The 21,074-nt window shown below is 59.3% G+C and carries 14 protein-coding genes; 9 read left to right on the top strand and 5 right to left on the bottom strand.

Annotated features, from left to right (window positions below; translation table 11 throughout):
• Positions 1 to 159: 159 nt before the first annotated feature.
• On the top strand, positions 160 to 834 hold the full coding sequence (locus BM074_RS09770; protein WP_027231414.1) for an alpha/beta hydrolase: 675 nt from the start codon (positions 160 to 162) through the stop codon (positions 832 to 834).
• A gap of 56 nt (positions 835 to 890) precedes the next feature.
• Here BM074_RS09770 and BM074_RS09775 read toward each other — a convergent pair whose 3' ends face one another.
• Positions 891 to 2,021: an anhydro-N-acetylmuramic acid kinase gene (locus BM074_RS09775; protein WP_091921644.1), complete on the bottom strand. Its 1,131-nt coding sequence runs from the start codon at positions 2,019 to 2,021 to the stop codon at positions 891 to 893.
• Between the two features lie 100 nt (positions 2,022 to 2,121).
• Between BM074_RS09775 and tyrS the strand changes: the two genes are divergently transcribed.
• Entirely contained in the window at positions 2,122 to 3,375 is a 1,254-nt protein-coding gene (tyrS, locus tag BM074_RS09780; protein ID WP_091921646.1) for a tyrosine--tRNA ligase, read from the top strand.
• Between the two features lie 8 nt (positions 3,376 to 3,383).
• Here the strand turns inward: tyrS and BM074_RS09785 are convergent, their stop codons facing one another.
• Positions 3,384 to 6,704: a YhdP family protein gene (locus BM074_RS09785; protein ID WP_091921647.1), complete on the bottom strand. Its 3,321-nt coding sequence runs from the start codon at positions 6,702 to 6,704 to the stop codon at positions 3,384 to 3,386.
• 200 nt (positions 6,705 to 6,904) lie between these two features.
• Between BM074_RS09785 and BM074_RS09790 the strand changes: the two genes are divergently transcribed.
• A complete protein-coding gene (locus tag BM074_RS09790; protein ID WP_091921649.1) occupies positions 6,905 to 7,378 on the top strand; it encodes a peroxiredoxin in 474 nt (157 codons plus the stop codon).
• A 118-nt stretch (positions 7,379 to 7,496) separates the two neighbouring features.
• On the top strand, positions 7,497 to 8,768 hold the full coding sequence (locus BM074_RS09795) for a M23 family metallopeptidase (protein WP_091921651.1): 1,272 nt from the start codon (positions 7,497 to 7,499) through the stop codon (positions 8,766 to 8,768).
• A gap of 10 nt (positions 8,769 to 8,778) precedes the next feature.
• Here BM074_RS09795 and prfB read toward each other — a convergent pair.
• The 3 genes from prfB to BM074_RS09810 all read right to left on the bottom strand — a co-directional run bounded on the left by prfB (position 8,779) and on the right by BM074_RS09810 (position 13,948).
• Positions 8,779 to 9,907 (bottom strand): peptide chain release factor 2 gene (gene prfB / locus BM074_RS09800; RefSeq protein WP_113280744.1). Its coding sequence is split into 2 segments (ribosomal slippage): positions 8,779 to 9,837 and positions 9,839 to 9,907, totalling 1,128 coding nucleotides; the frame shifts between segments, so codons are not numbered across the junction.
• A 104-nt stretch (positions 9,908 to 10,011) separates the two neighbouring features.
• Positions 10,012 to 12,471, bottom strand: a complete 2,460-nt coding sequence (locus BM074_RS09805) for a penicillin-binding protein 1A (RefSeq protein ID WP_091921653.1) — start codon at positions 12,469 to 12,471, stop codon at positions 10,012 to 10,014.
• 271 nt (positions 12,472 to 12,742) lie between these two features.
• Positions 12,743 to 13,948, bottom strand: a complete 1,206-nt coding sequence (locus BM074_RS09810; protein ID WP_091921655.1) for an N-acetylmuramoyl-L-alanine amidase — start codon at positions 13,946 to 13,948, stop codon at positions 12,743 to 12,745.
• Between the two features lie 704 nt (positions 13,949 to 14,652).
• Here BM074_RS09810 and BM074_RS09815 point away from each other — a divergent pair.
• The 5 genes from BM074_RS09815 (at position 14,653) to accB (ending at position 21,074) form a co-directional block, all read left to right on the top strand.
• Positions 14,653 to 17,577, top strand: coding sequence for an Rne/Rng family ribonuclease (locus BM074_RS09815; RefSeq protein WP_091921657.1), 2,925 nt, complete (start codon positions 14,653 to 14,655; stop codon positions 17,575 to 17,577).
• 175 nt (positions 17,578 to 17,752) lie between these two features.
• Positions 17,753 to 19,147, top strand: coding sequence for a M48 family metalloprotease (locus BM074_RS09820; protein ID WP_091922400.1), 1,395 nt, complete (start codon positions 17,753 to 17,755; stop codon positions 19,145 to 19,147).
• A 50-nt stretch (positions 19,148 to 19,197) separates the two neighbouring features.
• Positions 19,198 to 19,989 (top strand): DsbA family protein, encoded by a 792-nt coding sequence (locus tag BM074_RS09825; RefSeq protein ID WP_027231425.1) that lies wholly within the window; start codon positions 19,198 to 19,200, stop codon positions 19,987 to 19,989.
• A 124-nt stretch (positions 19,990 to 20,113) separates the two neighbouring features.
• Complete coding sequence (aroQ, locus tag BM074_RS09830; RefSeq protein ID WP_091922401.1) at positions 20,114 to 20,557, top strand: type II 3-dehydroquinate dehydratase; 444 nt, start codon at positions 20,114 to 20,116, stop codon at positions 20,555 to 20,557.
• Positions 20,558 to 20,594: 37 nt separating this feature from the next.
• Positions 20,595 to 21,074 (top strand): acetyl-CoA carboxylase biotin carboxyl carrier protein, encoded by a 480-nt coding sequence (gene accB / locus BM074_RS09835; RefSeq protein WP_027231427.1) that lies wholly within the window; start codon positions 20,595 to 20,597, stop codon positions 21,072 to 21,074.

Consider the following 21,074-nt stretch of genomic DNA (forward strand, 5'->3'; position numbering starts at 1 on the left):
GCAATTTCCTTGAATTTTTGCCTCGGAACAGCCTATTAAGCCGCTTCGAGCAAAAATTCTATACCAGTTTTGAACGGTTCTAAACTGGTTTTATGGGCGCAGTTGGTTGCCGTCAAGTCCGGTCAACTACAACCGCCTGTGGCAAAGAGTGGAGTATACATGCCTGAAGTAATTTTCAATGGACCAGCGGGCCGTCTCGAGGGCAGATATCAGCCTTCGACGGAAAAAAACGCGCCGATCGCGATTGTCCTCCACCCTCATCCACAATTCGGCGGCACAATGAACAACAAGATCGTCTACGATCTGTTCTACATGTTCCAGCAGCGCGGCTTCACGACCCTGCGCTTCAACTTCCGCGGCATCGGTCGCAGCCAGGGCGAATTCGATCATGGTTCGGGGGAATTGTCGGACGCCGCCGGTGCGCTCGACTGGGTGCAGTCGCTGCATCCGGACTCGAAGACCTGCTGGGTGGCAGGCTATTCGTTCGGCGCGTGGATCGGCATGCAGCTCCTGATGCGCCGGCCGGAGATCGAGGGTTTCATCTCCGTCGCGCCGCAGCCCAACACCTATGATTTCTCGTTCCTCGCGCCATGCCCCTCGTCCGGCCTGATCCTTCACGGCGATCAGGACAAGGTGGCACCGCCCAAGGACGTGCAAGGTCTGGTCGACAAGCTGAAGACCCAGAAGGGCATTACGATCACGCAAAAGACCATGGTCGGCGCCAACCATTTCTTCTCCGGCATGACCGATGAAGTCATTGCCGAATGTTCGGACTATCTGGACCGCCGCCTGAACGGTGAGTTGGTTGAAGCCAAGCCGAAACGGCTGCGATAACGGGTTCCAAGACTACGGATCCTCGGGACAGGCCCGAGGATCATGGTGAGCCGGATCTACCTCCGACCGGCAATTACCCCGCCCGACACCGGCACTTTGCAGCCCGTCGTCATCGGCCAGGTCAAGGGCAGCCCGTCGAGTGCACGAACGGCGAGGTAGGCCCAGGCCTCCGCCTCCATTGAATCCCCATTGAAACCCAAATCTTCGGCGACGACGACCTTCGCGCCCGAAAGCCTCGCGCCTTCCGACAGATCCTTGAGGATCGTTGCGTTCTTGCGCCCGCCGCCGCATATGATCCACAGCGATGGCGTTTCAGGTGCATAGGCGCCCGCCTTCAAGATGGCGTCGGCCGTCACTCTCGCCAGCGTTCGCGCCCCATCAGCAAGCTCGGCATTTCCGAGTTCCTCCAGGGTAAAATCATTGCGGTCCAGCGATTTCGGCGGCCGCAAATTGAAGAACGGTTTCGTCAGATAGCGTGTCACGGCCGCGCCCACGATCTCGCCCTCACTCGCAATGGCGCCGCCGGCATCATAGGCAATCCCGGCGCGGTCCTCGACCCACTGATCAATCAGCGTATTGCCCGGTCCCGTATCGAAAGCGATCGGATCGCCCTTCGAAGGCACGATCGTCACATTGGAAATACCGCCGATGTTGACGAAGACCACCGGCCGGCCGTGGCTGAGTTCAGCGGGAACATGCCGCGCAAGCGCACTGTGATAGGCCGGCACCAGCGGCGCACCCTGACCGCCATGCACCATATCGTTGGCACGCATGTCGTAGACGACGGGAATGCCGGTCACTTTGGCAAGAAGTTCTCCGTTACCCAATTGGACAGTCAAGCCTTCGCCTGGTCGATGCAAAACCGTCTGGCCATGAAACCCAATAATATCAACGTCTTTCGCTTCGATGTTCTGACCGGACAGAAACTGCCTCACGGCATTGCCGTGCCGCCGCGTCAGCTCTTCTTCGATCTGCGCGAGCATTCCCGGCCGCTCATCGCGCCGATGCATGGCCTTAGCCTCGCTGAGCGACGCTTCAATGCGGCGGCGGAATGCGGTCTCGTAGGGCGTGAAGCCGGACGGGCCCCGCACGACATCGCCGCCCCCATCAGTTTCGACGAGCGCGATATCGATACCGTCCATCGACGTTCCGCTCATCAGCCCGATTGCACGCCGTATTGCCGCCAAGACACTGCCTTTCTTGTGATTCGATTGAGAATGATGTTAAACGGCAGCGTCTGTTAAGGCACATGCTTTGTGCCGTTTGATTCAATCAGGAAAACCCGAAATGTCTGCCTTCAAATCCGAGTTTCTGCACACGCTTTCCACGCGCGGCTTCATCCATCAGACCTCCGACGATGCGGGTCTGGATGCGCTCTTCGCCAAGGAAACCGTGTCTGCCTATATCGGCTTTGATCCGACGGCATCGAGCCTTCATGCAGGCGGCCTGATACAGATCATGATGCTTTACTGGATGCAGAAAACCGGCCATCGCCCTGTCGCCCTGATGGGCGGCGGCACCGGCATGGTCGGCGACCCGTCTTTCAAGGACGAGGCGCGCAAGCTGATGACGCCCGAGACCATTCAGTCCAACATCGATGGCATCAAGCGCGTATTCACAAATTATCTCAACTTTGGCGGTGGTCCCAGCGACGCGCTGATGGTCAACAATGCCGAATGGCTTCTGCCGCTCAACTACCTCGAATTTCTGCGCGACGTCGGCCAGCACTTTTCAGTCAACCGCATGCTGTCGTTTGATTCGGTCAAGCAGCGGCTCGATCGCGAGCAATCGCTGTCGTTCCTCGAATTCAACTACATGATCCTTCAGGCCTATGATTTCGTCGAACTCAACAAGCGCTACGGCCTGCGCCTGCAAATGGGCGGCTCGGACCAGTGGGGCAACATCGTCAACGGCATCGACCTCGGCCATCGCCTGGGAACGCCGCAGCTCTATGCCCTCACCTCGCCGCTGCTGACGACATCTTCAGGTGCGAAGATGGGCAAGTCGATGAACGGCGCCGTGTGGCTCAACGCCGAACTCTTGAGCCCCTATGATTTTTGGCAATACTGGCGCAATACCGAAGACGCGGATGTGGAGCGCTTCCTGAAGCTCTACACGACACTGCCGCTCGACGAGATTAGCCGGCTTAGCGCCTTGGGCGGTGCGGAGATCAACGAGACCAAGAAGATCCTCGCCACCGAAGTGACGAGCCTGCTGCACGGCCGGAAGGCTGCTGAAGAAGCAGCCGAGACCGCACGCAAGACTTTCGAGGAAGGCGCCCTTGCGACCAGCCTACCGACAGTCGAGATCGCCGCAAGCGAACTTGAGGCCGGAATTGGTATCTTGACCCTTATTGTCAAGGCCGGGCTCGCCACTTCCAACGGCGAAGCGCGCCGCCATGTCCAGGGAGGCGCAGTTCGTATCAATGACGCTGCCGTAGCGGACGAGCGGGCTCAGGTCGGCGCTTCGGAGGTGACCGGAGACGGCGTGATCAAGCTCTCGCTCGGCAAGAAGAAGCACATCCTCATTCGTCCGGTCTGATCCAGTCCCTACTGGAACTCGAAGATCGAACGAAAGATGCCAGGAGCAATCACGGATATCGGGTTGACGATGATCTGTGGTTGCTTCAGCGGTCCCTGCAGCCGGTAGGTTATGCCGATAAGGCCGCGGTCGCGTCCATTGCCGAGGAACATGCCGAGGATCGGTAACTCGCCGAAGATACGATTGATGCCGTAGGCCGGCATGAATGTTCCGGTCAGGTTCATGTTCCCGGCCGGATCGCTGAGCACGCCCTGAAACGTCGTGCCGATCGTCGGCCCACGGATCACGCCATTTGCTAGATTGATGTAGTTCGAGCCTTTCTCGATCTGCGAGAAGCCGCGATCGAACGTCACGCGCGACACGTCGATGTTCTTCTGCACGGCATCGTTGAGGCTTGTGCCGTTTGGCGAGGTTGACACCAGTTTGGCGAGCCGCGGCTCGTTCACGAGCGTGAAGTTCTGGGCATCGACCTGCCCGCGCAACGGCCCGTCGCCTTTGGAGTCGAGGGCAACGCTGATGCTGCCGCCTTGCATCTTCTCGTAAAATCCGAAGAAACGCAGCACCGCACCGGCTTCGCGCGACTGAAGGTTGATAGAGCGGGCGCCGCTCCCGGAACTATCCGTCGCAATCACCTTCTGGCCGGATTTGCTGATCGCGTTGAAGGCGAGACCCGAAACATTTGAGCCGACGCCCTCGTAGGAAAGCGAGACATTGCTGAAGGTTTCCTGATAAAATCCGACGACATTGTCGATGTCGGCATTTATCAGCACTCTCTGCTTGCCACCTGCCTCGCTGTTCTTCTGCTTCTTGTCCGTGATCTGATTAAGCAAAGGCCGCGCGTCGAACGCATTGCCCTTCACATCGACGCGGAAGCCATATTGCGTCCGCGCCACCTTGACCGTGATGTCGTCGCCGCGATTGAGTTTGACGTTATTGAAATCTGCCGAGCTCAAATCGCCGCCGACGACCTTGACATCGCCCTGGATGCGGAACGTGTCGCCCGCAATATCGAGATCCTTGATGATTGCCGTATCGCCGTCCTGCTGCAGGGCGAACTTTGCGGTGGCCTTCACACCGGCGCCCTTGGTCCAGCCGATTTGCGCCAGTTTTATCTCGGCCTTGGTCAAGTCCGCCGTTGCAACACGCGCGCCATCGGCACCCTTTGAAATATCGACCGAAATCGGGCCGGACAGCAGCGGGTCGAGCGCAGGAAACAGCGCATTGCGTGTCTTGTCGTCGAGCCGCAAGGTGACGTTCTGCTCGCGCTTCGCCGCGTTGCCGCCCAAGGGCTCGAACAGCTCCACATCGGCGGGGATGCCGTTGAGTTTGGCTTCAGCATCAAGGCTCGCCCCTTCGCGGGTAACCGAAAGCGAACCATTTGCATCCGTGATCAACTGTCCGTCGATTTTCTTGGCGAGGTCGATGTTGGAGAGCGCCATCTCGGCGGTATAGGTGAGGCTACCCGGGGGCGCGCGCCGCGTAATCGGGAATGAGACGAGCACGTGTGCCTTGACGTTCCCTTTGATGTCATCGGGCGTGAACGGCAGGTTTTTTACGGCGTTTATGGGCTTGTAGCCGATGATTTCCGTGACGGCGGAAGCGTCGCCCGCAAGATTAAGGTCAAGATCGGCGAGCACCGGCCGTTGCGGTCCCCACGGAATGACCAGCGTGCCGCCGACAATATGTGCTTCGCGGTTGTTCGGGGTAATCGCAACGCCGTTCTCCAGGGAGATCGTCGTGCGCGCGCCGCGCACGCTGATCTTTCCGTCGGCATTGCTGACCGGCGGCAGTTCACCGACGATATTGAAGTGCGACCCCTGGACAGCAAAATCCGCCTGCAGTTCATCGGCTTCGAGCGGCGGCGGCTTGCCGGGGCCGTTGAACCGGCCGGCCGCGAAATTCAAGTCGATCCTGCTGTCACTGGTCGTTCCGCCGGAGAGATTTTCGAGAACCCACCGCCGCGCGCCGGTAGCGACCCAAACGGGCCATAACTGTTTGGCATCGGCAACGGGCATCTGTGGAATCTGCAGCGACATTTGCATGGCCGGCGTGCCATTGCCAAACGTCGCCTTGGCAAAACCTGTCAATTCGCTGTCTTCGCCAGCGCGTACGGAAATCCTCGGGATATCGAGCAATTTTTGCGACGGCACGTATCGTCCCGACAAGCCGGCATCGAATGCCAGCGCCGGTTCGCTCGAGTCCTGCGGCGAAGACGTTGCTTGGTTGGTACCAAGTTCGAACCGATAAGCCGGTTCCGCCGGATTTGCCGCGTCCGGGGTAATCGCGCCCGTGACAGTTCCCTTGAATGCACCGAAATGCAGCGTCGAAGGCTTGAGATCGATAGCCTTCGACCCAACAGCATGCTCGAAATTGATCTGCGCCGCGACAGCCATATCGTCGACATTGCCGATTGAAACCGGGCCCTCGCCTATGTTGAGCGCGCCCCAGACGCGGGCCGGCTCGCTCGCCGACCCGGCAAGACCATCGAGCTTGATTTCGGCGATATTATCATAGGCAAGATAGGCGCCATCAGGCTTGATGCCGTCGACATCGGGCACAGGGGCATTGCCGAAGGTGCCTTGGAGAGGAATTTTGCTGATGTCGAGCGAAAACGCCTCGATTTTCGCGCCGACGGCCGAGCGCTTTGCTTGTGCGGCAATGGCGATTTGCTTACCTCGCCACTCTACCGTTCCGTTGATGGCGACAGGCCCGCCAGTCTCTGACAGATCGAGATTGACGATCCGCAGTCGCTCCGGTGCGCCGGCGATGGTGAAATCAAACGATGTGTCGGTGATGGTAATGTCGCGTGTCTCGCGCTGATCGAGCAGCGACACCGCGCTTTCAAGTCCCGAGAAGATCAGGCGCGAGGCGCCATCGAGATCGACGAGACCCTGCGCGTCCCAGGGAACGAGGGTCATGAAATCGAAGGGTACCTTCGAGGTAACCTTGATCTCGGCACCGTCGAGTTCGAGGCGCTCGACCTTGACGTTGCCTTGCAACAGCGGCAGCGTCGCCAGACCGATCCGCACGGAACGGACATTGTTTATTTCGATGCCGCGCTTCGCGTCGGCAATGTTGACGTCCCTTGCCTCGAGGGCGAGGTGATGGCGCTGGTCGAGTGATATCTGCGCCGACTGGATCGTTGCCGCGGTCTCCGGGCCGACCACCGATTTCAAGGCCGCCTGCGTGCGCCGGGTCAGGGCTTCGCCGCCTATGCCGACCCGAAGAACCGTAAAGGCTATGCCTCCAAGAATGGTGACAAGAATGATGAATGAAAAGCAGGCGTTCGTTGCAATATGCAAACGCGAACGACGCCGCGGCGTCGCCACGGGAGCCCTGCCGCGCTTATGAGCTGAGGGGTAACGATGAAGTTTTGTGAAGTCGCGCTTCGTGAAGCGGACTTTTTCCGGTTTCTCTGTCAAATTCCCAAGCCAATTGAGGAATCATATGGGAAACCGTAGACGATTCCCTAGCCTCTGTAGTTGCGTAACTGAGGCGGGCATTCAATAATCAAAAGAAAGGCATTCATATGACAGTTCTGGACACTGGAAGCATCGCTCCGGACTTCACCCTGCCCCGCGATGGCGGCGGCGACATCACACTGTCCGCGATGCGCGGCAAGCCGGTCGTGCTCTATTTCTACCCGAAGGACGACACCAGTGGCTGTACCCAGGAGGCGATCGAATTTTCCGGCCTCAAGCCGCAATTCGAAGCGCTCGGCGCCACGGTTATCGGCATGTCTCCTGACGCCGTGAAAAAGCACGACAAATTCAAGACAAAGCATGATCTGAAGGTCGATCTCGTGGCGGACGAGGACAGGAAGATCATCGAGGCCTATGGGCTCTGGGTCGAAAAGAGCATGTACGGCCGCAAATATATGGGCGTAGAACGCACGACTTTCCTCATCGATGCGAGCGGAAAAATTGCCCGGGTGTGGAACAAGGTCAAGGTTCCCGGCCACGCCGCGGAAGTTCTCGAGGCGACGCGGGCGCTCAAAAGCTGATTTCGTCGCTTTTTCATTGCGAATTCAATGAGAATGCACGGCTCTGTCAGGATTTATTAACCCTAACAGAGTGTAGTGATTTGCAGGAATTCAGCTGCGGATCGACGAACACACAGCCATGAAAAAGGTCAAGAGCTCCAGCATCTTCGGCACGATCAAGGAACCGCATACAATCATCATTGCGCGCGGTGAAACGATCCGCCATTTCAGCGTGAAGCCTTGGGCCGCGCTCCTCGGCGGGTCGCTGGCCGTGGGCTTTGCCGGAACCTACATCCTTGCGACATCCTACCTCGTTTTCCGCGATCAGCTCATTACCGGAAGTGTCGCCCGGCAGGCGCAGATCGAGCGCGCCTACGAGGATCGCATCGCCGCGCTCCGCACCCAGCTCGACCGCGTCACCAGCCGCCAGCTTCTCGACCGGAAACTGGTCGAAGGCAAGGTTGCAGAATTGGTTCAGCGCCAGAAGCGCCTGACCGAGCAACACCAGAAGCTCGCGCCCATGCTCAAACGCGCCGGCAATAGCTTGCCGGCTGACGTTGCTCCACACCTCGCGATGGACAGCGATGCCGACACTATTGTCAGGTCCGAGGACGCCGATGCCTTCTATGGGATCGATCCGATCATTACCGGCCCAACGTCGACGACGCAAAAGCCTGCGCCGCGTGACGACAAGGCGAAAGCCAAGGTCAACAAGGCCGGACTGCTCGATTCCGTCGACCATTCGCTCGCGGCGATCGAAACCAAGCAGTCACGTCAGATGCAGACGCTGTCCAATTCGGCCTATGAAACCGCAGACAAGATCATGGACGCGCTTGCTGCGACGGGAATCAAACGGGCGGCCGGCGGTGAGACTGCCGGCGCCGGCGGCCCGCTCATTCTGGCAAGCTTTAACCCAACCGCGCCATTCGACACGAAACTCGCCGATTTGAATGATGCGCTGCATCGTCTTGAAGGCGCAAAGAAGCTGGCAAAGGCGGTCCCCATCGCCAATCCGGCGCCGGGCATGCCCGTATCAAGCTCCTTTGGCGTGCGCAGAGACCCGCTCATCGGCATGATGGCTTTTCACTCGGGCATGGATTTCCGCGCAATAGCGGGAACGTCGGTTCTTGCCACGGCCAATGGAACCGTGACTGCCGCCGAATATGCCGGCGGTTACGGCAATATGGTCGAGGTCGACCACGGCAACGGGCTCGTCACGCGTTACGGCCATATGAGTCAGATCCTCGTCAAGACTGGCCAGCGCGTCAAGCTCGGCGACGTTCTCGGTAAGGTCGGGAGCACAGGACGCTCAACCGGCCCGCACCTCCATTACGAAGTGCGCAGAAACGGCAACGCCGTCGATCCGACGACCTTCCTCGCTATCGGCCGGCAGATCGCTGCCGACCTCTGAGTATGCGGCTTTAGGCGATATCCTCGACGACTACGTCCGATCCATGTACCCGGTGCGCTAAGGCAGCTTCCATGAACTCGTCCACCTCGCCGTCAAGCACATCCTGCGGGCTGGTGCTTTCGACACCGGTGCGCAGATCCTTTACCAGCTGGTATGGCTGGAGGACGTAGGAACGGATCTGATGGCCCCACCCGATGTCGGTCTTCGATGCCGAGATCGCATTTGCGGCTTCTTCGCGCTTTTCAAGCTCGGCCTCGTAAAGGCGAGCCCGCAGCATGGACCATGCGGTCGCACGATTCTTGTGCTGTGAACGTTCAGCCTGGCACTGTACGACGATGCCGGTCGCGATATGCGTGATACGCACCGCTGAATCGGTCGTGTTGACGTGCTGTCCGCCTGCGCCCGACGCGCGGTAGGTATCGATACGAACATCGGATTCGTTGACATCGATGGCGATATTGTCGTCAACGACCGGGTAGACCCAGATGCTGGAAAACGACGTATGGCGGCGCGCATTCGAGTCATAGGGCGAAATGCGCACCAGGCGATGAACACCGGATTCCGTCTTCAGGAGGCCATAGGCATTGTGGCCTTTGACGAGGATCGTGGCGGACTTGATGCCGGCTTCTTCGCCATAGTGAACTTCGAGAAGTTCGACCTTCATGCCCTTGCGCTCCGCCCAGCGGGTATACATGCGTAGGAGCATATTGGCCCAATCCTGGCTCTCGGTGCCGCCTGCACCCGAATGGACTTCTAGGTAACAGTCGTTGGCATCGGCTTCGCCCGAAAGCAGCGTGTCGATCTGGCGGCGATCCACGTCCTGCTTGATGGCCCGGATCGCGGCTTCCGCCTCCGCGACGATCGACCCATCGCCCTCCTCTTCGCCCATGGCGATGAGTTCGACATTGTCATCCAGGGATTGGCTTAAGGTGCGGATCGAGTTGATGCCGTCTTCGAGCTGCTGGCGCTCGCGCATAAGCTTTTGCGCTTCCTGCGCGTCATTCCACAGCGACGGATCTTCGGCAAGCTGGTTCAGATAGCCCAGGCGTTTGATTGAAGCATCCCAGTCAAAGATGCCTCCTCAGCAGGCTTATGGCCTGCTTGATCTCGTCGACCAGCGTCTCGATTTCGGCGCGCATTGGCTGTCCGTTCCTTCTCTATGCTCGAATTTCGGCGGACCATATTGACTGGTCCGCGCGATGTAAAGTGTTCAGCTCTGCCTGAGATAGTGCGGGCCAGGCGGTCAGAAAAGACCGCCGCCACCGCCCTGAATGGCCCGGTTCACGTTTGGCGACTGCACCTCGACAGGTGAGCCTTCCGAGAACGTATCCATGCCGATGACCGAATAGGTGTCAGCAGGACCGGTACCGGGCTTGAACGCTTCCATGATGACATTCGGGCCGTCCGGCGAGGCGCGCATGCCCGTCTTGCGGTCGATCGGGATGACCGTCATGCCCTCGGGTACGCGGAAATCAACGGAGCGCTGCCCCTGCAGGGCCGCTTCGGCGAATTCCTTGAATACCGGTGCGGCAAGGCCGCTGCCGGTAAAGCCGTGGCCCATCGGCGATGGCGTGTCGTAGCCGAGATAGAGGCCGAAGACGAGGTCGGGCGTGAAGCCGATGAACCAGGCATCCTTCTCGTCATTGGTCGTTCCGGTCTTGCCGGCGATCGGACGATTGAGGCTCTTGAGGATCGTGGCCGTACCGCGCTGCACGACGCCTTCCATCATCGAGGTGATCTGATAGGCAGTCATCGGGTCCAGCACCTGATCGCGGTCGTCGATCAGATCGGGCTCCGGCTGGTCCTTCCATTCGGTGGCCGTGCAGTTTTCGCACTTGCGCTCGTCATGCTTGAACACCGTCTTGCCGTAGCGATCCTGGATGCGGTCGATCATCGATGGCGTAATCTTGCGGCCGCCATTGGCGATGATCGAATAGCCGGTCACCATGCGCAGCACCGTCGTTTCGCCCGAGCCGAGCGCCATGGCAAGAACCGGCAGCATCTTGTCATAGATGCCGAAACGCTCGGCATATTCGGCAACAAGCTTCATGCCCATGTCCTGCGCGAGGCGGACCGTCATCAGGTTGCGCGACTGTTCGATGCCGTAGCGCAGCGTCGATGGGCCGGCAAACTTTCCGCCATAGTTCTTCGGCGCCCATATGCCAAGGCTGCCGCCCTGGTCGATCGAGATCGGACCATCAAGCACGACCGAGGCTGGCGTATAGCCATTATCGAGCGCGGCGGAGTAGACGAACGGCTTGAACGAGGAGCCGGGCTGACGCATCGCCTGAGTCGCGCGATTGAATTCGGATTCGGCAAAGGAGAAGCCGCCGACCATGGCAAGAACGCGTCCCGTATGCGGGTCCATCGCAACAGCGCCGCCGGCGATCTTGGGCACCTGGCGCAGTTGGAAGGCATCGTTGCTGCCCTCCTTCTTCTCAACAAAGACCACATCGCCGACATTGAGCACGCCCTCGAGTGACTTTGCCGACGAGCGCTTGCCGTCGATGAGCAGTTTCAAGGCCCATTTTGCATCGGCCGCGTCGATCGTGCCCTGCTTGCGCTCGCTGACGACCTTGCCGGAAGTCTCGCGGTCCGGCTGCAGACCGATCGTCGCCTGCTGCGGCGTTACCTCGAGCACGACGGCGAGCTGCCATTCCGGCACGTCGGAGAACGCCTTGATCTCGGACAGCGGAATGCCCCAGTCGCCATTGGTTGAAATGGTCTTGTAGGCGCCGCGATAGCCGCGCGCCTCGTCATATTTGAAGAGCCCGTGCTGCAGCGCCTTGCGTGCCATGACCTGCAGCTTCGGGTCGAGCGTGGTACGAACCGAAAGGCCGCCCTCATAGAGCGCGTTCTCGCCATATTTGGCGATGATCTGGCGGCGAACCTCTTCGCTGAAATACTCGGACGCAAAGAGATAGTTGCCAGTGTGCCGCGGCGTAACGCCGAGCGGCTCGGCTTTCGCTTCGGTCGCTTCTTCCGCCGTCACATAGCCGTTCTCGGCCATGCGATCGATGACCCAGTTGCGTCGCTCAATCGCACGCTCCGGCTGGCGGAACGGATGGTAGTTGGAAGGTCCCTTCGGAAGGGCTGCAAGATAGGCAGCCTCCGCCACGGTCAGTTCATTCACCGACTTGTTGAAATATGTCAGCGCGGCGCCTGCAATGCCGTAGGAGTTGAGGCCGAAGAAAATCTCGTTGAGGTAAAGTTCGAGAATGCGGTCTTTCGAATAGGCCTGCTCGATGCGGAACGATAGGATCGCTTCCTTCACCTTGCGGCCAATGGTCTGGTCATTGCTCAGTAGAAAATTCTTGGCGACCTGCTGCGTGATGGTCGATGCGCCAACAGGCCGGCGCGTGCCGTAGTTCTGGATATTGGTAAGGACAGCGCGGAACAGTCCACTAATGTCGACGCCCGGATGCTGATAGAAATTCTTGTCTTCGGCCGAAATGAAGGCAGCTTTGACCCGGTCAGGAACCGCCTGGATCGGCAAATAAAGGCGGCGCTCGCGCGCAAATTCCGCCATAAGCTGGCCGTCGGATGCATGAACGCGGGTCATGACCGGCGGTTCGTACTTGGCCAGAACTTCGTAGTCCGGCAGATCCTTAGAGATGCTGACGACGTAAAGGGCCGCGCCAGCAGCGGCGATCAGCGCCATAACCGTGCCGATTCCGAAAAAATATCCGATCAAGCGTATCATAAGTATCCGGAACCCGTTTCACCAATTGGCACGTAAAATCAAAGCGAGCTTTCGATTCATGCAGATTACGATGCAGGAATGGCCACAGTGAAAGCCAGCCCAAGTTCGGCATGTGCCAGGAGCGACGCCGAAAGCTCGTCGATGCCATTGATCGACAAATGTGACAAAGGCAAGGAAAACCCGTTTCCCTTAACAATTTAAATACCAAATGTGTAGTTTCGGCAACGCACGGGCGTGTGAATTTTCAATACAACCCTACCGTGCATAACTCCTAGTTGAGCGCGCCAGCCGTCTTCATTCCAGCAAATTCGCCGACCGCCGTGGCAAGCCTTTCGGCGACATGGCTCCGCCACGCCGGATCGAGCATGAGCTTTTCGTCTTCCTGATTGGAGAGATATCCGATTTCAACCAGCACGGACGGCACATCCGGCGCTCGCAGCACCTGAAAGCCGGCAAAGCGGTGCGGGTTGTTGATCATGTTCACGTCTTTTTTGAGCGACTTCACCACGGTCTTGGCGAAACTCAGCGAGAAGTTGTGTGTCTCCCGGCGCGTCAGGTCCATCAATATGTCGGCGATTTCCGGCGCCTCATTGTCAAAGGCGATGCCGGCCACAGCGTCGGCACGGTTTTCGCGGTCGGCCATGGCGCGGGAATCCGCATCGGAAGCCCGGTCGGAAACCGTGTAGACCGTTGCACCACGGATATTGCCGCGATTGATCGTGTCGGCATGGATCGAGACGAAAAGGTCGGCCTCGTATTGCCGGGCGATGCGCACGCGCTCGGACAGACGCAGGAACGTATCGTCGTTGCGTGTCATCTCGACACGGATGCCGGAGATCTTCTGCAATTCGTCCCGCAACTGCTGGGCGAACATCAGCGTCACATTCTTTTCGAGGCTTCCGCCAGCGCTCTCCGCGCCGCTGTCGATCCCGCCATGACCGGCATCGACGACGACTGTGAACGGTTTCGGCGCCTGGCTTGCTTCGCCGGGAGCCGCAGCCGCCAATCGATCGCCCGTCGGCGTCGATGTGGTCGAGGCAGTCGTCTGGTTCTGCGTCTTCAATGCTTCCGCAAAGGCACGATCGGACGATGCGACGAGGTCGGCGACGAGCCGGTAGCCGGGACTGTTATCGTTCTTGAGGACATCGATCCGTTCGACCGCAAAAGGACCCTTCAAGGTAAAGATGAGCCGCGAACGCGTTGCGTCGATCATCCCATAGCGCACATCGGTAATGAGACCCCGCGCCTCGGTCGATTTCTTGTCGAAGCCAAAAACCGTCTTCGGCATGTCGATCGCCAGGCGATGCGGATCGCCGAGCAGCATTGTCGAAATGTCCGGCTCCTGGTCGAAATTGATGACGACGCGTGTGCGCAGTTCGTCGCCGGCTGCCTGATAGGTCAAAGCGGCGAGATCGCCCGCCGCATGCGCGACAGCGCCGCCCTGCAATGAGACAACAAGGCCAAGAAATGCAGCCATGATTATCCGACGGAACACATTCACACCTTTGAAACTGAGCGGGCAGGCAATCCCCGCAAGCACCTCTCGGCCGACCAAACACGCACTGGAAGTCTGCTCAGGACCTATTATCTATGACTATTAGGTAAGGAGCCATGGTTAATAATCTCTTATTCAACGTTATTTCGTTGCAGCCGTTGATGACACGATTATGAAGAAGGCCTTGTCATTAAGCGACACACCTCCTAAAAGCAAAGGTGAGTTACTTTCCGCCCTCCGGAATCAGCTCCTCGATGTCACCGCGAATGCCGGAAAGACAAGCGGAGCACAGACATGGCGGCGCGATGGCGAAGCTTCGCTGTAGGTAACCGACAAAAGGATTTGGCGCGCGCGGACAGGGATTGTCGGCAGCGCTTTGTGAACGGCAGATCGCGCAGACAAGGCGCATCGGGCCAGCCCCTAGCGGGGTGATAACAGTGGCGGCACAGCTGAAAAGCGTGCCATTCGTGAGGTCGTTTCGTCAGGAACAACAATGTTTGGTACAGATGTGACCATAACCGGCTTACAAGCCGCGGCTGCCTCAAGGCAGGTCCGCGCGTTGCCGCGTCTGTCTGTTTCTGCGAACTTTAATATATCCGGCAGATGTGAAGACGCGGCTCCAGATACCTTGAGGGTATCCGGGCTGTCTCGCGTTGTTAGCGTTGCAGCCGGGGAGAAGAATTATAATGTCGGACAAGATGCTAATCGACGCCTCCCACCAGGAGGAAACACGGGTTGTCGTGGTTCGCGGCAACCGGATTGAAGAATTTGACTTTGAGTCGGAACACAAGAAACAGATCAAAGGCAATATCTATCTGGCGCGTGTCACACGCGTAGAACCATCCCTCCAGGCTGCTTTCGTCGAGTATGGCGGCAATCGCCACGGCTTCCTCGCATTCAGCGAAATTCATCCTGATTACTATCAGATCCCGGTTGCTGACCGTCAGGCGCTGATCGAAGCGGAAGCGGAAGCTGCAAGCCAGGACGAAGATCACGAGGAACATGCAAGCGAGCAGCGCAGCCGTGATCGCAATGATCGCAGCTCGCGCAATCGCCGGCGCGGCCGTCGTGGCCCGCGTTCAGGCGAAGAATCGTCGAAGCTCGATGCCTCTTCGGAAGAGAACGCCGAGGAGAGTGCCGTCACGGACGAATCCTCTGAGGACGAAGCCGTCGTGGAAGTCGCAGCCGAAGAGGCGAGCGAATCCCAGTCTGACGAATCGGGCAGCCAGACCCGCGCGGCTTCGATTGATGCCGACGTGATTTCCGAAGCTGTCGTCGTCGACGGCGATCCGGAAGACACAGAGGACAACGAGACCCCGCGTTCGAAGAAGTCCGGTCGCCGCTCTGGCGACGACAAGGATGATGCGCACGACGAACTCGATGAAGTCGAATCGGTTGGTGCCGAGGATGCGATGGAAGAGGTGCCGACGCACCAGCGCTTTCAGCGCCGCCAGTACAATATCCAGGACGTCATCAAGCGCCGACAGATCCTGCTCGTTCAGGTCGTCAAGGAAGAGCGCGGCAACAAGGGCGCAGCGCTGACGACGTATCTTTCGCTCGCTGGACGCTATTCCGTGCTGATGCCAAACACTGCCCGTGGCGGCGGCATTTCCCGCAAGATCACCAGCGTACAGGACCGCAAGCGCCTCAAGGACATCGTCAAGGATCTCGAAGTTCCGAAAGGAATGGGCGTCATCCTGCGCACCGCCGGTGCCAACCGCACGAAGCCCGAGGTCAAGCGCGACTACGAATATCTGATGCGGTTGTGGGAGAACGTGCGAAGCCTCACCCTCGCCTCTACAGCACCGACGCTGGTCTATGAGGAAGGCAGCCTCATCAAGCGATCGATCCGTGACCTCTATAACAAGGACATCACCGAGATCCTTGTCGCTGGCGAGAACGGCTACCGCGAGGCCAAGGACTTCATGCGCATGCTCATGCCGAGCCATGCCAAGGTCGTGCAGCCCTATCGCGAATTGACCCCGATCTTTGCCCGCAACGGCATCGAGGCGCAGCTCGACCGTATGTTGCAGCCACAGGTGACGCTGAAATCCGGCGGCTACATCATCATCAACCAGACCGAAGCGCTCGTCGCCATCGACGTCAACTCGGGTCGTTCGACCCGCGAACACTCGATCGAAGACACCGCGCTGCAGACCAACCTCGAGGCCGCTGACGAAGTTGCGCGGCAGTTGCGGTTGCGCGACCTTGCCGGCCTCATCGTCATCGATTTCATCGATATGGAAGAGAACCGCAACAATCGTGCGGTTGAGAAGCGGCTGAAGGATTGCCTCAAGGACGACCGCGCGCGCATCCAGGTCGGCCGAATTTCGCATTTCGGTCTGCTCGAAATGTCGCGCCAGCGCATCCGCGCCAGTGTTCTCGAAAGCACGACACAGGTCTGCGCCATGTGCGGCGGCACCGGGCATGTGCGCTCGGCCTCGTCGATTGCGCTGCACGTCATGCGCTCGATCGAGGAATACTTGCTGCGCCATTCGCAGAACAATATCATCGTACGTACCACCGTTCCGACGGCGCTTTACGTCCTCAATCACAAGCGCCAGAATCTTGCCGATCTCGAGTCTCGTTTTGGTCTGACGATCAGCATCGAGGCCGATGACAGCGTTGGTGCTCAGCACTTCGCCATCGACAAGGGTTCGATCGCACTCGGTCCCATCGTTCCGCTGGCGGAGACCCCGACGCTCGGCATCGCCGACGATTTCGAGGATGCCGATATTCCGGTCGAAGAAGCTGATGAAGTCGAAGACGTTCAGGCGGCCGACACGGCCCGCGTCGACGGCGACGACGGTTCGCGCAAGCGCCGGCGCAAGCGGCGGCGGCGTGGCGGACGTGACCGTCAGGAAGTTGCCGCGGGCGAGCCCGGTCAATCGGTTCGCAGCGACGACGATGCGGACGATGCTGATCAACCGCCCGTTCCAGGCGAGGATGCGGCCGCGAAGAAGGCACGCGAAGATGAGAACGAACGGCGCAAGAAGCGTCGCCGGGGTCGCCGTGGCGGCCGCAAGAACCGTCGCGACGGCGATGACGGCGATAATTACATCGCTGCAAAAGCCGTCCCGGACGCGGAACCGGTGTTCGTAACCATACCGCTTCCGGACTTTGCCAAGGCAAAGACGATCGAGACGGTTGCCGATGAGGCCGAAGCTGCCTCCGTCGTCGCTGCGGTCGAGACACCTGCCGTCGAGCCAGTGGCCGAGGGGGTGATTGCGGTCATCGAAGAAGCGCCCGCCAAGAAGCCGGCCAAGCGCAAGTCGCGGGCAAAGGCTGCCGCCGAACCGGTGGAGGCCGCCGCCGAGCCAGTAGAAACGGCCGCCGAAGCTCCGGCCAAGCCGAAGCGTGCACCGCGCAAGTCAACGAAGAAGGCTGTTATCGAAGAGGCGGTTGCTGCCGAGGAATCGCCTGCTCCGCAACCCGAGAAAGTCGAAGCCGAAGCGCCTGCGCAAGTGCAGCCCGAGCCGGACGCTGCCGAACCGAAGCAAGAGAAAGTTCCGAGCGAGCCGGTCGTCACATCTACCGTTGCCACGGAAAAGAAGAGCGAAGGTGAAGCGCAACCGAAGCGTGGCTGGTGGCAGAAGAAGGGTTTCTTCTGAGCCGCGATCGATTGAATTGAAGACAAGAGGAACCGGCATTCGTGCCGGTTTTTCTTTATGAAAGCCGGGATTTGGCTTGTTGCGCCGCAGATTTGCCGAATTGGGCAGATTTCACAAGGTAGGAGGAGCTTGGGCTCCCTTTCATTCGAAGTTCGATTTCGATACCAATGGGACCATGATGACAATTCGCCGTTCATGCCGCTCGCTCGCCTCCCTGATGCGCCCCACTCTCATCGCCCTGACTGCGGGCGCGCTGGTGGTTGCCCAAGGCGCAGTCGCTCTTGCCCAGTCCCAATCATTGCCAATCGTCCGCGATGCCGAGATCGAGGCGCTGGTTACGGACTACGCAACGCCGATCATCAATGCGGCTGGCCTCGGCAAGCGTGCGATCAAGGTCGTCCTCGTCAACAACAGCAGTTTCAACGCTTTCGTTGACGGGCGCCGCATCTTCATCAACACCGGCGCGTTGCTGCAAGCCGAAACGCCCAATGAAATCATCGGCGTCATCGCCCACGAAACCGGCCATCTTGCCGGCGGCCACCAATTCAAGCTGCGCGAGCAATTGGCCAACGCCAAGACCATGGCCGTGGTAGCGGGCCTTCTCGGCGTCGGCGCTATCGTCGGCGGCGCCGCTGCGGGCGCGAGCGGCCTGTCGAAGGCAGGAGCCGGTATCGCGATGGGCGCGCCGGAAGTCGCGATGCGCAGCCTGCTCAATTATCAGCGTACGGAAGAGATGGCGGCGGATCGTTCGGCCATAACCTACCTTGCCGCAACCCAACAATCGGCCAAGGGCATGCTCACGACTTTCGAGCGTTTCTCCAACGCCCTGTCGCTGACGGGCACGCGCATGGATCCCTACCGCATCAGCCACCCGCTGCCGCGTGAGCGCATTGCCAACCTCGAGACGCTGGCCCGGGCAAGCCCCTATTTCGACAAGAAGGACAGCCCTGCGCTGCAGCAGCGTCACGATCTGATGCGCGGCAAGATCGCCGCCTATACCGGCGGGGGCGCCAGCGTCCTGCAAACCTTCCGCAAGGATCCACAAAATATCGGCGCCCGTTACGGCGACGCGATCGCCACCTATCTCAATGGCTCGGCGCAATCGGCCTTGACGAAGCTTGATCCGCTGATCAAGGAGCAACCGAAAAACCCGTATTTCTACGAGATGCGCGGCGAAATGCTGTTAAAGCAGAACAAGGTGCAGGATGCTGCCAACGCCTTCGAGAAAGCAAGTTCACTCGATCCGCGCAAGTCCGGTCTGATCCGAATGAACTACGGCCGCGCCTTAATGCTGACGGGAACGCCGGCGAACCTCAAGATTGCCGTCGACGAACTCAAGACGAGCATAGGCCGCGACCGCGAGTCCCCGGCGGGCTACGCCTATCTGGCCCAGGCCTATGGGCAGATGGGTGACATGGCGCTCTCCGATCTCGCCAGCGCGAACGAAAAATTCTATTCGGGCAAGATCCAGGACGCTCAAATCTTCGCGACCCGTGCACAACGTGGCTTGAAAAGCGGCTCGCCCGAGTGGATACAGGCTCAGGACATTATCAGCGCCAAGCGCAAGTAAGATGCGGCAATCCCTCAAGGGACACAGTTTTTGAAGAAGGATACTCCATAATGGCAAAAGTCGCTCTGATCGGCGCAGCCGCAGGCCTCGTCAGCATCGCCGCATTGGCGCTCGGCTATCACGCAGGCCGGACCGATCTCATGGCCTCCGCACCGGACAAGACCGCGGTTACCGCTTCGACCACCGATCGCACCGAGATCGAAGGCATCGTGCGCAACTATCTGATCAACAATCCCGAGGTCATGCTCGAAGTTCAGACCGCGCTCAATACCAAGCAGGAAGCGGCGCAGAAGGAAGCCTCGACGCAGGTTATCGGCGAAAACAAGGACAAGATATTCCAGTCCGCCAATGACGCTGTTTTCGGCAATCCCACGGGCGATGTGACCATCGTCGAGTTCTTCGACTATAATTGCGGCTACTGCAAGAAGGCGCTCCCCGATATGGACGCGTTGCTGAAGAGCGATCCGAACCTGCGCTTCGTCATGAAGGAATTCCCGATCCTCGGGGCCGATTCGACGCGGGCGCATATCGTCGCCAAGGCATTCAAGGCGGTCATGCCCGAAAAATATCTCGAATTCCACCGCGACCTTCTCGGCGGCGAAGGACGTGCGACCGAAGCTTCCGCCATGGCGATCGCCGTCAAGCTCGGCGCCAATGAAGCGCAGATCCGCGAAAAGATGAATTCGCCTGAGATCACAAAGAGCTTCCAGGAAACCTATGACCTCGCAAATAACCTCAGCATCACCGGCACTCCATCCTATGTCGTCGGAACCGAAGTAGTGCCCGGCGCCCTCGGTGCGGACGCATTGGCCGAGCGGATCAGCCATATTCGCAACAAATAGGTCTGAATATTTACTTCTGACTGCGAAAACCCGTTGTGGACAAGCAATAACGTGACTTTGCAGGCTTTTCGCTTGCCGATAAGCCGTCTATATGGGACCAGCATTTTCGAACCGTCCGGTAATCATGAAGCAAACGATCTTCGTCCTCAACGGCCCAAACCTCAACATGCTTGGCAAGCGTGAGCCGGGTATCTATGGCGCCGTGACTCTGGACGACATCGAAGCCATGTGCCGGACCGAAGCCGAGGCACTCGGCTGCAAGATTGATTTCCGCCAGTCCAATCATGAGGGTGATCTGGTCAGCTGGATACAGGAGGCAGGCGAGCAGAAGGCATTGGTGTTGATCAATCCCGCCGCCTATACGCATACCTCCATCGCGCTGCATGACGCTATAAGGGCGGCATCTGTAACGCTGGTGGAAGTTCACCTTTCCAACATCCACGCACGCGAGTCGTTCCGCCACCACTCCTACGTTTCCTCTTTGGCCAAAGGGGTGATATGTGGCTTCGGGGCCGACGGCTACCTGATGGGCTTGCGCGCACTCATCAAGCTGGCAACGCCGCAGTAGCTGGCAGTGCCAATCAGAATAAGGGGCTTGAAAAAGCATGGCTAACAGAACCACCGGGATCGACAAGGTCATGATCCGCGATCTCGCGGAAATCCTGAACGATACGGACCTCACCGACATCGAAATCGAGCAGGGCGACCTTCGCATCCGCGTTTCGCGCCAGGTCACCGTGCAGGCGGCAGCCCCGCAGCCGTTCTATGCGCAGGCTCCGGCGGCCGGTCCCGCTCAGCCAGCATCGCCCGCAGCGTCTGCGCCGGCGGCAGCGCCCGCCGCCGATCCCTCGAAGAATGCCATCCCCTCACCAATGGTCGGGACCGTCTATCTTGCGCCCGCACCCGGCGCACGCGACTTCATCCAGGTCGGTACCCAGGTGAAAGAAGGCCAGACGCTTCTGATCATCGAAGCGATGAAGACCATGAACCAGATCCCCTCGCCGCGCGCCGGCACAGTCACCGCAATCCTCGTAGCGGATTCCCAGCCCGTCGAATATGGCGAGCTGCTGGTCGTGATTGAGTGA

This window comes from Phyllobacterium sp. CL33Tsu, assembly GCF_900113985.1.
Lineage (GTDB): Bacteria > Pseudomonadota > Alphaproteobacteria > Rhizobiales > Rhizobiaceae > Phyllobacterium > Phyllobacterium pellucidum.

Coding starts and splice junctions, on each gene's coding strand:
- tyrS (WP_091921646.1), top strand. CDS start 2,122: ATGTCTGCCTTCAAATCCGAGTTTCTGCACACGCTTTCCACGCGCGGC.
- BM074_RS09825 (WP_027231425.1), top strand. CDS start 19,198: ATGGCAAAAGTCGCTCTGATCGGCGCAGCCGCAGGCCTCGTCAGCATC.
- accB (WP_027231427.1), top strand. CDS start 20,595: ATGGCTAACAGAACCACCGGGATCGACAAGGTCATGATCCGCGATCTC.
- BM074_RS09790 (WP_091921649.1), top strand. CDS start 6,905: ATGACAGTTCTGGACACTGGAAGCATCGCTCCGGACTTCACCCTGCCC.
- aroQ (WP_091922401.1), top strand. CDS start 20,114: ATGAAGCAAACGATCTTCGTCCTCAACGGCCCAAACCTCAACATGCTT.
- BM074_RS09795 (WP_091921651.1), top strand. CDS start 7,497: ATGAAAAAGGTCAAGAGCTCCAGCATCTTCGGCACGATCAAGGAACCG.
- BM074_RS09805 (WP_091921653.1), bottom strand. CDS start 12,471: ATGATACGCTTGATCGGATATTTTTTCGGAATCGGCACGGTTATGGCG.
- BM074_RS09810 (WP_091921655.1), bottom strand. CDS start 13,948: ATGGCTGCATTTCTTGGCCTTGTTGTCTCATTGCAGGGCGGCGCTGTC.
- BM074_RS09820 (WP_091922400.1), top strand. CDS start 17,753: ATGATGACAATTCGCCGTTCATGCCGCTCGCTCGCCTCCCTGATGCGC.
- BM074_RS09815 (WP_091921657.1), top strand. CDS start 14,653: ATGTCGGACAAGATGCTAATCGACGCCTCCCACCAGGAGGAAACACGG.
- BM074_RS09770 (WP_027231414.1), top strand. CDS start 160: ATGCCTGAAGTAATTTTCAATGGACCAGCGGGCCGTCTCGAGGGCAGA.